The sequence below is a fragment of the Sinosporangium siamense genome, assembly GCF_016863435.1.
Classification (GTDB): Bacteria; Actinomycetota; Actinomycetes; order Streptosporangiales; family Streptosporangiaceae; genus Sinosporangium; species Sinosporangium siamense.
Genome location: NZ_BOOW01000040.1, coordinates 97,095 through 113,890 on the forward strand (window position 1 = coordinate 97,095; position 16,796 = coordinate 113,890).

A 16,796-nucleotide genomic window follows, 5' to 3' on the forward strand; every position below is an offset into this window, starting at 1 on the left:
ATGGCCTCGACTGTACTCGCCACGCCGAAACCCGCAGGCTGCCCGGACGACGCCCCGTTCACGGTCCTGCAGCTGTGCCTCAGGTGAGGAGCCACTCAGCACGGCCGCCTCAGCTTGGCTGGAGCGGGCGCTGACGACGCCGCCCGGGACGACGTTGGCTTGTCGCCCGGCCTCCGCGCCCGGGCCGAGGGGCCGCTGGGCGCGGCCGGCGCGGCGGGGCCGGAGCCGTTGCGGAGCGCGCCGCCGGTGTGGGGTGAGGAGCCGCGGGCGCCGTCGGCTCGGGTGGAGCGCACATGCGATCTCCGGCCCTTCCACGAGTGAGTGCAATGAGGCCAGCCGACCCGCCGGGGGAGGGGGCGCCGGTTCCTAGGGGAATCCGCAGTCTCGGATGACCACACTGAGCGGGGAAACAGGTCGGACCAGGACATCGACGTCTGAGGAGTCCACCGGCATCCATGGCATAGCACCCGAGCCCGGAGGTTGGCGTCCTCATGTCGAACGAGGAGAAGCTTCGCGACTACCTGAAGCGGGCCATCGCCGATCTTCATGAGACACGTGAGCAGCTTCGTGAGGTGAGCGAGCGGACCCGCGAGCCGATCGCGATCGTCGGCATGGCGTGCCGCTATCCCGGCGGAGTAGGGTCGCCCCAGGATCTCTGGGACCTCGTCGCGGCCGGGGTGGACGCCGTCGCGGCCTTCCCCGCCGACCGGGGGTGGGCCTGCGACCACCGCGCGCCCGGCTTCCCGCGCGAGAGCGGGTTCCTTTACGACGCCGGGGAGTTCGACGCCGGGTTCTTCGGTGTCTCGCCGCGTGAGGCGCTCGCGATGGATCCGCAGCAGCGGCTGCTGCTGGAGACCGCGTGGGAGGCCGTGGAGCGTGCGGGCATCCCCCCGGCGTCGCTGCACGGCACTCAGACCGGCGTGTTCGTCGGCGCGGGACACGGCGGTTACGACGCGGCCTGCCATCGGCACGAGGCGGACGCCGCCGGCGGCGGGCTCGCCGGGCACGTGCTGACGGGCAACACGGTGAGTGTCGCGTCCGGCCGGATCTCCTATGTGCTCGGGCTGGAGGGCCCGGCGGTGACGGTCGACACGGCCTGCTCGTCGTCGCTGGTGGCGCTGCACCTGGCCGTGCAGTCGCTGCGCCGCGGCGAATGTTCGCTGGCGCTCGCGGGCGGCGCGACGGTGATGTCGTCTCCGCAGATGTTCGTGGAGTTCGCCCGCCAGGGCGGTCTGGCGCTGGACGGCCGGTGCAAGCCGTTCGCCGCCGCGGCCGACGGCACCGCGTGGAGCGAAGGCGTCGGCCTGCTGCTGGTGGAACGCCTGTCGGACGCCGTCGCCCGCGGCCACCGCGTCCTCGCCGTGGTGCGCGGCAGCGCGATCAACCAGGACGGCGCCAGCAATGGCCTCACCGCGCCCAACGGACCCTCCCAGCAGCGCGTCATCCGCAGTGCCCTCGCCGACGCCGGCGTTCCCGCCGCCGAGGTCGACGTCGTCGAGGCCCACGGCACCGGCACCAGGCTCGGCGACCCCATCGAGGCCCAGGCGCTCCTCGCCGTCTACGGTCAGGGCCGTACCCGCCCGGTCCTCCTGGGCTCGATCAAGTCGAACCTCGGCCACACCCAGTCGGCGGCCGGCGTCGCCGGGATCATCAAGATGGTCCTGGCCATGCAGTACGGCACAGCCCCCCAGAGCCTGCACATCGACCGGCCGACGCCCCACGTCGACTGGACGGCGGGCACGGCGGAACTCCTCACCGAGCAGGTCCCGTGGCCGAGCAACGAATGGCCCAGGCGAGCCGCCGTCTCCTCGTTCGGCGTCAGCGGCACCAACGCCCACGTGATCGTCGAGGCGTACGGCGAGCAGACCCGGACGGCCCCGCCCTCCGTGTCGTCCACACCGGCCGCGGTGCCCGCGCCTTCCGCGACCGCGCCTTCCACAACCACGCCTTCCATGGTCGCGGAGCCCGCCCAGGAACCGTCCGCGTTCTCCATGCCGCCCGCCCAGATGCCGTGGTTGTTGTCGGCCAAGTCCGAGGCCGCCCTCCGTGCCCAGGCCGCCCGCCTGGCGGCCCACGTCAGGGCCCACCCCGGGCTCTCCCCCCTCGACGTCGCCCACTCCCTGGCGACCACACGCACCCTCCTCGATCACCGGGTCGCCGTGGTCGCCGCCGGCAGGGACGGCTTCCTCGCCGCCCTGGACGACCTCCCCGCCCCGGAGACGGTGTCCGCGGGGCCTGTGGCGTACCTGTTTCCCGGGCAGGGATCGCAGCGGCTCGGCATGGGAGCCGAGCTGCACCGGCGGTTTCCGGTGTTCGCGACGGCCTTCGACGCGGCCTGCGCGGCGCTGGACCGGCATCTCCCGCACCCCATCCGTGAGGTGATGTGGGGCGACGACCCCGAGGCGCTCAACCGGACCGTCAACGCTCAGGCCGCGCTGTTCGTGCTCGGTGTCGGCCTGTTCCGGCTGTTCGAGTCGTGGGGGGTGCGGCCGGAGCTGCTCGCCGGGCACTCGATCGGCGAGATCACCGCCGCCCACCTGGCTGGAGTGCTCGGCCTCGACGACGCGTGCACCCTGGTGGCGGCGCGGGGGCGGCTGATGCAGGCACTCCCCGAAGGGGGTGCCATGGCCGCCCTCCAGGCCGGGGAGGCCGAGGTGCGTGCCCGCCTCCACGCCCCCGGCAGGGTGGCGATCGCCGCGGTGAACGGGCCGCTGGCCGTGGTGATATCCGGCGTGCGGGAGGACGTGGAGGAGATCCGGGCGGCCTTCGCCGCCGAAGGCCGTCACACGGCTCGGCTGCGGGTGTCGCACGCCTTCCACTCGCCGTTGATGGAGCCGATGCTGGCGGAGTTCCGCGAGGTCGTGGCGGGGTTGTCGTTCCGCCCGCCGGCCGTGCCCGTGGTGTCCGCCTTGACCGGGACGGTCGCCGGCGACGAGCAGATGTGCTCCCCGGACTACTGGACGCGGCACGTGCGCGAGCCCGTGCGGTTCGCCGACGCGGTGGCCTGCCTGGCCGAACGGGGTGCCACCCGGTTCCTCGAACTCGGCCCCGACGGCGTCCTGTCCGCCATGGCGGCGGAGTCGCTCCCGGCCGGCACCGGGCCGGTGTGCGCGCTCCGCAAGGACCGGCCGGAGGAGCTCGCCGCCGTCGAGGCGGTCGCGCGGCTCGCCGTGCGCGGGGTCGCGGTGGACTGGGCGGCGTTCTACGGCGAGGCCGCACGGGTGGAACTGCCGACCTACGCGTTCCAGCGCACACGTTTCTGGCCGGCGCCCGGGACCACCGCGCCTGAGCCGGCCTCGGTCGCGGAAGGCGGCTGGTGGGAGGCGGTCGAGCGGGGCGACGCGCGGGCCGCCGCCGCGACACTCGGCATCGAGGACGACGACGCTCGCGCGTCACTCGGCGGCCTGCTCCCCGCGCTCGCCTCGTGGCGCGGCAGGCAGCGGGCCCACTCCACCGTCGATAGATGGACCTACCGCACCACGTGGGCCGCGCTGCCGGGCACCGGAGAGGCGGTCCCGTCCGGCCGCTGGCTGGCGGTCCTGCCCGAACGCGCGGCCCGCGACACCGCGGTGGCCGGTCTCCTGGACGAACTGGCCGAGCGGGGCATGCACATCGAACGCCTGGTCCTGCCAGAAGACCTGGGAGCCGATCTCGTACGGCAAGCCGTCGACGGCCGGCCCCTCAGCGGCACCCTGTCGTTCCTCGCGTGGGACGACAGGCCCCACCCGGCCTATAGCGCCGTGCCTCGTGGGCTGCTCCTCACCGCCGAACTCCTTCAGGCCGTGGAGGCGGGTGGCCGGCTCTGGTGCGCGACCAGGGGAGCGGTCGCCGTGGCACCCGGTGAGGGGGCTTGTGCCGTACAAGCGCAGGTGTGGGGACTTGGGCGTGTCGCCGCTTTGGAGCACCCGCAGACGTGGGGCGGCCTGATAGACCTCCCCGCAGAGCCCGACCGCCGGACCGCCGCCCTCGTCGCCGGCCTGCTGGCGGCCGGCGACGAGGACCAGGTGGCCGTGCGGGGCGGGCAGGTGTTCGCCCGGCGCCTCACCCGGACCACACTGGAATCGGACCGGGAGTGGACCGCGCCTCCCGGCACGGTGCTCGTGACGGGAGGCACAGGAGCCCTTGGCGCCCACGTCGCCAGATGGCTGGCCGCGGCGGGAGCCGAACACCTTCTTCTCGTGAGCCGCAGCGGTGGAGCGGCCGACCTGGCGGCCGAACTCACCTCCCAGGGCACCCGAGTCACCGTCGCCGCCTGCGACACCGCCGACCGCGACGCCCTCGCCCGCCTCCTCGCCGACGTCCCCTTGACCGGCGTGGTGCACGCGGCCGGAGTGCTCGACGACGGTGTGCTCGCGTCGCTCACGGCCGATCGATACGAAACCGTGCTGCGTGCCAAGGCGGCCTCGGCCGCCAACCTCCACGAGCTGACCCGCGACCGGGACCTGTCGATGTTCGTGCTGTTCTCCTCCGTCTCCGGGGTCCTCGGCAACCCCGGGCAGGCCAACTACGCCGCGGCGAACGCCTCCCTCGACGCCCTCGCCGAACACCGCCACGCCCAAGGGCTTCCCGCGACCTCGATCGCCTTCGGCGCATGGGCGGGCGCGGGCATGGCGGCCGGTGCCCCCACGTCCCGCCGGGACGGGGTCGTGCCCATGCCCGCCGCCCTGGCCGTCGCCGCCGTGGAGCGGGCCGTGGCACACGGCGAGCCCTGCGTCACCGTCGCCGACCTCGACTGGGACACGCTCGTTCCCGCCATGACCGCAGTACGGCACAGCCCGCTGATAGCCGAGATCCCCGAGGCCCGCGGCATCCACGCGGCGCCTACGGCGACCTCCCTGCGGGACCGCCTCCTCGGCCTGCCCGCCGCAGAACGGGAACGCACGCTCCTGGAAGCCGTGCGCGCCGAGGCCGCCAAGGTGCTCGGCCACGCCTCGACGGCGGCGGTCGGCGCCAACCGGGCCTTCCGTGACCTCGGCTTCGACTCGCTCACCGCCGTCGAACTGCGCAACCGCCTGGGCGCCGCCACCGGCCTGGCCCTGCCCGCCACGCTGCTGTTCGACCACCCGACGACCGCCGCCGTGGCCGCCCACCTGCACGCCGAGCTGCTCGGGGACCCGGCTGGCGAGGCTTCGCCGTACCCGGCCGGGACGGGCACGGCGGTTTCGCAGGACGAGCCCGTCGCGATCGTGGCTATGGCGTGCCGGTTTCCCGGCGGGGTGAACTCTCCGGAGGCGCTGTGGGAGCTTCTCGCCCGGGGCGGGGACACCCTCTCGCCGTTCCCCGCCGACCGGGGCTGGGACCTCGACCGGCTCTACGACCCCGACCCCGATCGCCACGGCACGAGCTACGTCAGGGTGGGCGGGTTCGTCGACGACGCGGCGGGGTTCGACGCGGCCTTCTTCGGCATCTCGCCGCGTGAGGCGCTGGCGATGGATCCGCAGCAGCGGCTGCTGCTGGAGTCCGCGTGGGAGACCCTCGAACGGGCCGGCATCGCGCCGCACACCCTGCGCGGCACCTCCACCGGCGTGTTCGTGGGCTCCAACTGCCAGGACTACCAGACGATCCTCGGCGGGGTGGGAGACGAGGTCGCCGGACACGTCATGACCGGGAATGCCGCCAGTGTGGTGTCGGGCCGGCTGGCCTACACGTTCGGGTTCGAGGGACCGGCGGTGACCGTCGACACCGCCTGCTCGTCGTCGCTTGTGGCGCTCCACCTGGCCGTGCAGTCGCTCCGCCGGGGCGAGTGCACGCTGGCGCTGGCCGGGGGCGTCACGGTGATGGCGACGCCGCAGGTGTTCGTGGAGTTCTCCCGCCAGCGCGGGCTGGCCCCCGACGGGCGGTGCAAGCCCTTCGCGGCGGCTGCCGACGGCACCGGGTGGGCCGAGGGGGTGGGGCTGCTCCTGGTGGAACGCCTGTCCGACGCCCGCCGCCACGGCCACACCGTGCTGGCCGTGGTGCGGGGGAGCGCGGTCAACCAGGACGGCGCCTCCAACGGGCTCACCGCCCCGAACGGCCCCTCGCAGCGGCGGGTCATCCGGCAGGCCCTCGCCGACGCCGGGCTCACACCCGCCGACATCGACGCCGTCGAGGCCCACGGCACCGGCACCACACTCGGCGACCCGATCGAGGCCCAGGCGCTGCTCGCGGTGTACGGCGGGGAGCGGGATCGGCCTTTGCTGCTCGGGTCGGTCAAGTCCAACCTCGGGCACACCCAGGCCGCCGCCGGGGTCGCGGGCGTCATGAAGACCGTGCTCGCGATGCGCGCGGGCACGCTGCCGAAGAGCCTGCACATCGACGCCCCTACCCCCCATGTCGACTGGTCGGCCGGTTCGGTCCGGCTCCTCACCGAGCACACCCCGTGGCCCGTCACCGGCCGTGCCGGCCGTGCCGGGGTCTCGTCGTTCGGTGTCAGCGGCACCAACGCCCACGTGATCCTGGAGTCGGCCGAAGCGGCGGAAACGGCGGCGGGAGGCCCGGCCTTCGAGGGCCCCTACGTGTTGTCGGCCAAGAGCGACGGCGCGCTGCGGCGGCAGGCGGGACGGCTGGCCGCGCATCTCAGGGAGACCGCCCTCCCGCCGCTCGACGTGGCCTTCACCCTGGCCACGGCCCGCACGGCACTGGAATACAGGGCCGCGGTAGTGGCCGAGAACCAGGAGGAACTGCTCGCCGGGCTCGACGCCCTCGCCGAGGGGCGGGCACATCCCGCCGCGCGAGAGGCGGTCCGCGAGGGTGACGGGGGAGCGGTGTTCGTCTTCCCAGGCCAGGGGTCGCAGTGGGCGGGCATGGCCCTGGGGCTCCTCGACTCCTGCCCGGTCTTCGCCACCCGTCTGGAGGAGTGCGCCGCCGCGCTCTCGCCGTACATCGACTGGTCGCTCCTCGACGTGCTGCGCGGCCTGCCGGGGACGCCGCCGCCTGAGCGGATCGACGTGGTGCAGCCGGTGCTGTTCGCCGTGATGGTGTCGCTCGCCGAGGTGTGGCGGGCGCACGGGGTGGAGCCCGCCGCCGTCGTGGGCCACTCGCAGGGCGAGATCGCCGCCGCCTGCGTCGCGGGAGCGTTGTCCCTTGACGACGCGGCCCGTGTGGTCGCGCTGCGCAGCCGCGCCCTGACCGCTCTGGCCGGGCTCGGCGGCATGGTGTCCGTCGCGCTGCCGGCGGACGAGGCGGCGGGCCTCCTGCGGCGGTGGGAGGACCGGGTCTCGCTGGCCGCGGTCAACGGGCCGGGATCGGTGGTGGTCTCGGGTGAGCAGGAGGCGCTCGACGAACTGATCGCCCTGTGCGAGCGGGACGGGGTGCGGACCAAGCGGATCCCGGTCGACTACGCCTCGCATTCACCTCAGGTGCAGCTCATCGAGGACGAACTGCTCACCCTCCTCGCTCCCATCACCCCACGTCCGGCAGCCGTCCCCTTCTACTCGACCGTGGACGGCGCCGCGATCGACACCGCCGTGCTCGACGCCGCCTACTGGTATCGCAACCTGCGGCACACCGTTCTCCTCGAAGACGCCACCCGCACGCTGCTCGACGCCGGCCACCGGGTATTCATCGAGGTCAGCCCGCACCCGGTGGCGATACCCGGCGTGCGGGAGACGGTCGAGGCACGCGGGGTCACGGCGGCCGCGCTCGGCACACTCCGCCGCGGGGAGGGTCGGATGAGCAGGTTCCTCCTGTCGCTCGCCGAAGCCCGCAACCACGGCGCCCACGTCGACTGGGATCGTTTCTTCGCCGGCACCCACGCCCGCCGTGCCGATCTCCCGACCTATCCGTTCGAGCACCGCCCCTACTGGCCGCAGGTCTCCACCGCCGCCGACGTCACCTCCGCGGGGCTGTGCGCTCTGGACCACCCGCTGCTTTCGGCCTCCGTACGGCAGGCACGCGGCGACGGCCTCGTGGCAACCGCGAGGTGGTCTCTGCGCACACACCCGTGGCTGGCCGACCACGCCGTCTCCGGCGTCGTGGTCGTCCCCGGGGCGTCCCTGGTGGAGGCGGTGATCCGGGTCGGCGACGAGTTCGGGTGCGGCAGGGTGGAGGAGCTGACGCTGCACGCGCCGGTCCTCCTGCCCGCCCGCGGCACGCTCCAGGTGCAGATCGAGGTCGCCGCCCCGGACGAGTCGGGGCTGCGCGAGGTGACCCTGCACACCCGCCCCGACGAGCCGGGCTCCGGCTGGACTCACCACGCCTCGGGCCTGCTCGGCGCTTCCGCCCCGGAGGCCGCCGAAGAGGCCGCCTGCTTCGCCACCTGGCCGCCACGCGGGGCCGTGCCCGTGCCGCTCGACGGCTTCTACCCCGGCCTGCGCGACCACGGCTACGACTACGGCCCCCTGTTCCAGGGGGTGCGGGCCGCCTGGGCGCTCGACGGGCACGTCTACGCCGACGTGGCCCTCCCCGAGGAGGCCCGGCGCGACGCGACCCGCTTCGGCCTCCACCCCGCTCTGCTGGACAGCGCCCTCCACACCGCGGCTCTCGGCCCCCTCGGCACGGAACACGGCAGGACCGGCCTGCCGTTCGCCTGGTCGGGCGTCTCCCTGCACGCCACAGGCGCCGTCGAGCTCCGGGTACGGCTGTCGCCCGCGGGGCCCGGCACTGTGTCCGTGGCCCTGGCCGACCGGAGCGGCGGGCTGGTGGCCACGATCGACTCCCTGGCCGTGCGCCCCGTCACCACCGCCGACCTCACCCCGTCGGCCCGGATCGTGAAGGAAGCCCTGTTCGAGGTCACCTGGACCGCGATCCCCGCATCGCCCCCCGGCGTCCGGTCGGGCTGCTGGGCTCTGTGGGGCGCCACCCCGGCTCAAGCGGCCGGCCTGGCCGAGGACAGCGACATCACCGTCGAGACCTGGGACGAGCTGTCCCTCAAGGCGGATCTCCCCGACGTCGTGCTCGTGGCGGCCGGACAGCCCGAGCAGGGGGTCGTCAAGGACACACACGCGACCCTGGACCGCTTCAGCACCCTCCTCACCACCTGGCTGACCGACGACCGCCTCGAACACACCACACTGGTCGTCGTCACCCGCGGGGCCGTCCCCGCGACTCCCGGCGACGACGTCGCCGACCTGCCCGGCGCCGCTCTGTGGGGGCTTCTCCGTACCGCGCAGACGGAGCACCCCGGGCGTGTCGTGCTGGTCGACGTCGACGCCTCCGGCGCCTCCTGGCAGGCGCTTCCCGGTGCCGTGGCGCAGGGCGAACCGCAGCTCGCGCTGCGCCGCGGCACCGCCTACGCCCCGCGGCTCGCCCGCGCGGACACCACCCCCGAGCCACCGCGCGGGGACACGCCGTGGCGGCTGCACATCACCGAACGCGGCACCGTCGACAACCTGGAGTTCGCCCCCTGCCCGGAGGCGGCGCGGCGGCTCGCCCCCGGCGAGGTGCGGCTCTCCGTGCGCGCGGCGGGACTCAACTTCCGGGACGTACTCAACGCGCTCGACATGTACCCCGGCGGCGCCGAGTTCCTCGGCACCGAGGCGGCAGGCGTGGTCGCGGAGGTCGGCCCGGGTGTGACCGGGCTCGCGACGGGCGACAGGGTGATGGGCATCGCTGTAGGCGCGATCGGCCCGCTGGCCGTCACCGACCACCGCCTGCTCGTGCACATGCCGAAGGGCTGGACGTTCGCCCAGGCCGCGGCGACCCCGGTCGCCTTCCTCACCGCCTACTACGCCCTGCGCGACCTGGCGAACCTCACCCAGGGCGAGCGGCTCCTGGTGCACGCGGCCTCCGGCGGCGTCGGCATGGCCGCGACACGGCTCGCCCGCCTGTGGGGCGCCGAGGTGTACGGCACAGCCGGCGAGGCCAAACAGCTCACCCTGCGCGAACATGGCTGGCCGGCGGACAGGCTGGCCTCCTCGCGCACCCTCGACTTCGAGGAGCGCTTCCGCGGGGAGGGCATCGACGTCGTGCTGAACTCCCTGGCCGGGGACTTCGTCGACGCCTCCCTGCGCCTGCTGCGCCCCGGCGGGCGACTGATCGAGATGGGCAAGACCGACGTGCGGGACGCCCCCGGCGTCGCCGCCGCCCATCCGGGCGTCGGCTACCGGGCCTTCGACCTCGCCGAGGCCACCCCCGAACGCATCCAGCAGATGCTCACCGACCTCGTCCACCTGTTCGACCGGGGCGACCTGGCCCCGCTGCCCGTCACCACCTGGGACGCGCGGGACGCGAAGGCGGCCTTCCGCCACCTCGCGCAGGCCCTCCACATCGGCAAGGTCGCCCTCACCGTGCCCCGCCCGTGGGACCCCGCGGGCACAGTCCTGATCACCGGCGGCACGGGCACCCTCGGCGCCGCCCTCGCCCGCCACCTGGTGACCGAGCACGGCGTACGCCACCTGCTGCTCACCGGCCGCCGCGGACCGGACACACCCGGGGCCGACGAACTGCGCGCCGACCTGGCCGCGCTCGGCGCCCACGTGACGGTCGCCGCCTGCGACGTGGCCGACAGGGAGGCGATCGCCGAGCTGCTGGCCACCGTACCGGCCGCGCATCCGCTGACGGCCGTGGTGCACGCGGCCGGGGTGCTCGACGACGGCGTGATCACCTCGCTCAGCTCCGAGCGCCTCTCCGCCGTCGTACGGCCGAAGGCCGACGCCGCCTGGCACCTGCACGAACTGACCGAGGACCTGGACCTCGCGGACCTGGTGTTCTACTCCTCGGCGGCGGCCACCTTCGGCTCCGCCGGACAGGGGAACTACGCCGCGGCCAACTCCTTCCTCGACGGCCTGGCCCACCATCGCGGGGTGCGCGGCCTGCCCGCGACGTCCCTCGCGTGGGGGTTGTGGGGCGAGACGAGCGGCATGACGGGCCACCTCGACGAGACGGGCCTTGAGCGCCGGCGCCAGGCCGGGTCGCTGCCGCTCAGCACGGAGGACGGGCTGGCGCTGTTCGACGCGGCGGTGTTCGGCCCGGTGGGCTCGGGCCCGGTGGGCTCGGGCCTGGTCGGCTCCGGCTTGGTCCGCTCGGGCCTGGTGGGCTCCGGGTTGGTCGGCTCGGGCAGGGGCGAGTCCGGCATGGTCGGCTCCGGTCCGGCTGCGTCTGGTACGGCCGAGCCCGGTGTGGCTGTGTCCGGGACGGCTGCGTACGTCGCGTCGCCCGTGGTCCGGCGGGCAGTGCTTGTGCCGACGCGGCTTGACCTTGGCGCGCTTCGCACCCACCAGCCGGTTGCCCCCCTGCTGCGCGGCCTGCTTCACACGGCCCCGTCCCGCCGGGCCGCCGACCGGACCGCCGACGCGGACGGCGCCCGCACGCGCCTCGCCGCGCTGCCCGCCGGCGAACGCGCCGGGGCGCTGCTTGACCTCGTGGCGGCCGGTGCCGCCGCAGTGCTCGGCTACGCGGCCGGTGACCACGTCCACCCCGAGCGGGCCTTCCGCGACCTCGGGTTCGACTCCCTCACCGCCGTCGAGCTCCGCAACCGGCTGTCCGGCGCGCTGGGGGAGCGGCTGCCCGCCACGCTCGTTTTCGACCACCCCACCCCGGCCCGGCTCGCCGCCCACCTGGACGGACTCCTCTTCCAGTCCGCCACCCCGGAACGGCACACACCCGCCCCAACCCCCGCCGACCGCGAACCCATCGCGATTGTCGGCATGGCGTGCCGCTTCCCCGGCGGCGTCACCACCCCCGGCGAACTGTGGACCCTGCTGTCCGACGGCGTAGACGCCGTCTCGGGCTTCCCCGCCGACCGCGGCTGGGACCTCAACCGCCTCTACGACGCCGTCCCGCCGCACCCCGATGCCTCCCGCACCCTGGAAGGCGGCTTCCTGTACGGCGCGGCCGAGTTCGACGCCGACTTCTTCGGCATCTCACCGCACGAGGCGCTGGCGATGGACCCGCAGCAGCGGATCCTGCTGGAGACGGCGTGGGAGGCGCTGGAGCGCGCTGGCATGGACCCGGCCTCGCTGCGCGGCAGCCGTATCGGGGTGTTCGCCGGCCTGTCGTCCGCCGACTACGTCTCCCGAGGGGTGGAGGTGCCGGACGAACTCGCCCCCTACATCGGCAACGGCAACGCCGCCAGCGTGCTCTCCGGCAGGGTCGCCTACACCCTCGGCCTTGAGGGCCCTGCCGTCACCGTCGACACGGCCTGCTCGTCGTCGCTGGTGGCGCTGCACCTGGCGGTGCAGGCGCTACGCCAGGGCGAATGCTCGATGGCGCTCGCCGGAGGCGTGACCGTCATGTCCTCCCCGATGATCATCGTCGACTTCTCCCGGCAGAGGGGCCTCGCCGGCGACGGCCGCTGCAAAGCCTTCGCTGACGCCGCCGACGGCGCGGGCTTCTCCGAAGGCGCCGGGCTCATCGTCGTGGAACGCCTGTCCGACGCGCTCCGCCACGGCCACCGCGTCCTCGCCGTGATCCGCGGCTCGGCCGTCAACCAGGACGGCGCAAGCAACGGCCTCAGCGCCCCCAACGGACCCTCCCAGCAGCGAGTGATCCGGCAGGCCCTGGAGAACGCCGGACTGTCCGCGCCGGAGATCGACGCGGTCGAGGCCCACGGCACCGGCACCCGCCTCGGCGACCCCATCGAAGCCGGGGCCCTGCTCGCCACCTACGGCCAGGACCGGGAACACCCGCTGCTGCTGGGCTCGGTGAAGTCCAACCTCGGGCACACGCAGGCCGCCGCCGGGGTCGCCGGCGTGATGAAGACCGTGCTGGCCATGCAGCACGGCACGCTCCCGAAGAGCCTCCACATCGACGCCCCCACCTCCCACGTGGACTGGTCCGCCGGCTCGATCGACCTGCTCACCGAAGCCACCCCGTGGCCCGGCACCGGCCGCCCCCGGCGGGCCGCCGTCTCCTCCTTCGGCGTGAGCGGCACGAACGCCCACGTCATCCTCGAACAGGCACCCGAGGTCCCCGACAGGCGACCCGAGGCCCAGGCACCCGAACTCCCCAGCCACCGACCCGAGATCCTCGATCAGGCACCTGAGGTCCCCGACCGGCAATCCGAGTTCCTCGATCAAGCACCCGAGGCCCCCGACAGGAGATCCGAGGTCCAGGCAGCCGGAATCTCCGACCGCCGATCCGAGTTCCTTGACCAGGCACCCGAGGTCCCCGACCGGCAATCCGAGTTCCTCGATCAAGCATTTGGGGAAGAGACCGGCGGACCGTCTGAGCCGTCGCCGCGAGCGGTGCCCTGGCTTCTGTCCGCGCGCACCGCGCCGGCGCTGCGGGCCCAGGCCAGGGCACTGCTCGCCCACCTCGAAACGCCGTCGGGCGCCGGCGCATCGCCGCTCGACCTCGCTCACACCCTCGCCACCCGGCGGGCCGCCCTCGACCACCGCGCCGCCGTAATCGGCCGCGACCACACCGACCTGCGCGCCGGACTGCACGCCCTCGCCGACGGCACCCCCGCCCCCGGCGTCACCCTCGGCCGCTACGTCGGCGGACGCCTCCGCAGGCCTGTGCTGGTCTTCCCAGGCCAGGGCTCCCAGTGGGCGGGCATGGGCACCGAGCTCCTCGCCGATTCCCCGGAGTTCGCCGCCGGATTCGCCCGGTGTGAGCGGGCGCTCCAGCCGTACATCGACTGGTCGCCGCGTGACGTACTGCACGGCGCGGAAGGGGCACCCGGCCTCGAACGGGTCGACGTCGCACAGCCCGTGCTGTGGGCGGTGATGGTCGCCCTCGCCGATCTGTGGCAGGCCCACGGCGTGCGCCCGGCCGCCGTGCTCGGCCACTCCCAGGGGGAGATCGCGGCGGCCTGCGTCTCCGGCGCGTTGTCGGTGGATGACGCAGCCAAGGTCGTGGCCCTGCGCAGCCAGGCCATCGCCGAGCGGCTGTCCGGCCTCGGCGGCATGGTGTCGGTGACGGCGTCCCGAGAGGCGGTGCTCACCCGGCTCGCCCGGTGGGGCGACTCCATCTCCATCGCCGCCGTCAACGGCCCCGCGTCCGTGGTCGTCGCCGGCGAACCCCCGGCGCTGGACGAACTCCTCGCCACCTGCGCCAAGGACGGGGTGCGGGCCAAACGTATCCCCGTGGACTACGCCTCCCACTCGGCTCAGGTCCGGCTGCTGCACGACACGCTGCTCGCCGAACTGACCGGGCTGGAGACCCGCCCGTGCCGCATCCCGTTCTTCTCGACCGTCCGCGGCGAGTGGCTGGGCGATACTCGGCTCGACGCGGGCTACTGGTACGAGAACCTCCGCCGCACCGTGCGCATGGAAGACTCGCTGCGCACGCTGCTCGACGCGGGCCACGACCTGTTCATCGAGGTCAGCCCCCATCCCGTGCTCACCGCCGGCATCGAGGACACCATCGCCGACGCCGAGGCCGAAGCGGTCACCGCCAGTTCGATCCGGCGCGGCGAGGGCGGCCTGCCACGCTTCCTCACCTCCCTGGCCGAGGTGCACACTCACGGCGGCCACGTCGACTGGCGGGAAGTCGTGGCAGGCGGCCTGCCCGTGGACCTGCCGACCTACGCTTTCCAGCGGCGGCGCTACTGGCTAGAGGGCACACAAACACCGTCCGACAGCCTCTACCAGGTCGAATGGCACACAATCAACCTCCCAGCCGTGAACGCCGCAACGTTCCCGCTCGCCGAACTCACGCGGCACGACGACCATGTCTTGGAGCCGCTGCCGGAGGCGGCGTCCCCGGAAGGTTCCGAGCCCACGTGGAACGGAGCCCTCCTCCCCGAGCCTCCGCCGGAGGCGGCGACACCGGGTGCCGTCGTCGTCCTGCGCCTCACCGATCCGCCCCCCGGTGACCCGGCCACCGCCGCCGGCATCGCTGTACGGCACGTGCTCGCCCTTACCCGGACCTGGCTCGACGACCCGCGCTTCACCCGGACCCGCCTCGCCGTCGTCACCCGCCGCGCAGTCGCCGCCGGCCCCTATGAGGAGGTCCGCTCCCTGGCCGACGCCGCCGTGTGGGGCCTGATCCGGTCCGCCCAGTCCGAGCACCCCGGCCGTCTCCTGCTGGTCGACGTGGACGACGACACCACCTCCGAGGCCTCACTCACCGCGGCCCTGTCCGTCGAGGACGAACCTCAGCTGGCCATCCGCGGCGGTCACGCCCTGGTCCCCCGCCTGACCCGCGTGGAACAGCGGCCGAACCGCCCCATCTGGCGCTGGACCCACGACACCACGCCCACTCCACAACCCTCCGCCAACGGCACGCCGGCACGGCGGAGCCCTGATGGGGAGTCCGGTGCCAGTGTGATTGCCGCGTCGGTGGGGCGGGGCTTTGACGCTGCGTCTGGTTCCGTCGGCGGTTTGGTGTCCGGTGCCGGTGACGGCGTGACCGGCACTCATTCTGCGGGGCAGAGTCACAGCGCCGGGCCCGACCCCGAGCCCGGTGGCGGCGCGCAGTCGGCGGGGCGAAGCCCCGACCCCGAGTCCGGTGCCGGTGTGATCGCCGCGTCGGTGGGGCGGGGCTTCGACGCCGCGTCTGGTTCCGTCGGCGGTTTGGTGTCCGGGGTTGAGTCCGGTGCGGGTGACGGCGTGAGCGGCACCCGCTCTGCGGGGCAGAGCCCTGACACAGTGCTCGGCTCGGCAGCCGCTGGAACCGTGCTCATCACCGGGGGCACCGGCACGCTCGGGGGGCTCGTCGCGCGTCACCTTGTCGCTCGCCACGGGGTGCGTCGGCTCCTGCTCGCCGGGCGGCGGGGGGCGGATGCGCCCGGGGTCGCGGAGCTTGTGGCGGAGCTTGCCGCGATGGGGGCCGAGGCTGAGGTGGTCGCCTGTGACGCCGCCGATCGTGAGCGGCTTGCCGGGGTGCTGGGCGGCATCCCGGCCGGGCACCCGCTGACCGCCGTGGTGCACGCCGCGGGGGTGCTTGGCGACGGCTTGCTGGCCACGCTGACCGGTGAGCAGGTGGAGCGGGTTCTCCGGCCCAAGGTGCGTGCCGCGTGGAACCTGCACGAGTTGACGCGCGGCATGAATCTGACGGCGTTCGTGCTCTTCTCCTCCTTCGCCGGGGTGGCCGGTGGCCTGGGGCAGGCGAACTACGCCGCCGCCAACGCCTTCCTCGATGCCCTCGCCCACTATCGCCGGGCGAACGGGCTGCCCGCCGTTTCCCTGGCGTGGGGACACTGGGTGGAACGCAGCGGCATGACCGGTGCCCTCGGCCAGGGCGACCTCGACCGCCTCGCCCGCGCGGGGATGCCGCCCATGGGGACCGGCGAGGCGCTGCGCCTGCTCGACCGCGCCGCCGGCATCGACAACCCGCTGCTCGTGCCGGTCCGGCTCGACCTGCGCGCGGTCACCGAGGTCCCGCCACTTCTGCGTGGCCTCGCCGTACGGAACGCCGTCCCCGCGCCGAGGCGTGAGGAGCGCGACCTCGCCGCCGAGCTCGCGGGGCTGAGCCCGGCGAAGGCGGAGAACGTGCTGCTCGACCTGGTCGCGGGCCATGTGGCCGCCGTACTCGGCCTCGGGGCAGCGGCGGCTGTCGAGAGGGACCGGGGTTTCCTCGACCTCGGCATGACCTCCCTAACCGCCGTCGAGCTGCGCAACCGCCTCGCCGCCGAGACAGGGCTGCGCCTTCCCGCCACCGCCGTCTTCGACCATCCCACACCCCGGGAACTGGCCCGCCACCTCCGCACCCACCTCGACGCGGAGCCCGTCGTCCCCGTCTTCAGCCGGCTCGAAGAGCTGGAGGCGGCGGTCGCCGGCCACACCCTGGACCGCGACGGCAGGGCCAGGCTCCTCAGCCGCCTCAAGACGCTCCAGTGGAAGCTCGACCCGCTCGACGGCGACGAGACCCCGAACGGCGACGCGCACGACGACCTCGGGGCGACGACCGACGACGAGATGTTCGACCTGATCGACAAGGAACTCGGGCTCACGTAAGCCCACGCACACAGCTCCCTGTACCACCTTTCCTGA

Annotated in this window: 1 protein-coding gene; it reads left to right on the forward strand. The window is 74.1% G+C overall.

Annotated features, from left to right (window positions below; translation table 11 throughout):
• The first annotated feature begins 491 nt into the window (after positions 1 to 491).
• Positions 492 to 16,760: a type I polyketide synthase gene (locus Ssi02_RS38975; protein WP_239130064.1), complete on the forward strand. Its 16,269-nt coding sequence runs from the start codon at positions 492 to 494 to the stop codon at positions 16,758 to 16,760.
• Positions 16,761 to 16,796 lie beyond the last annotated feature (36 nt).

What these genes read in the sequence shown, in the direction of transcription:
- Ssi02_RS38975 (WP_239130064.1), top strand. Translation starts at nt 492, where the DNA reads ATGTCGAACGAGGAGAAGCTTCGCGACTACCTGAAGCGGGCCATCGCC.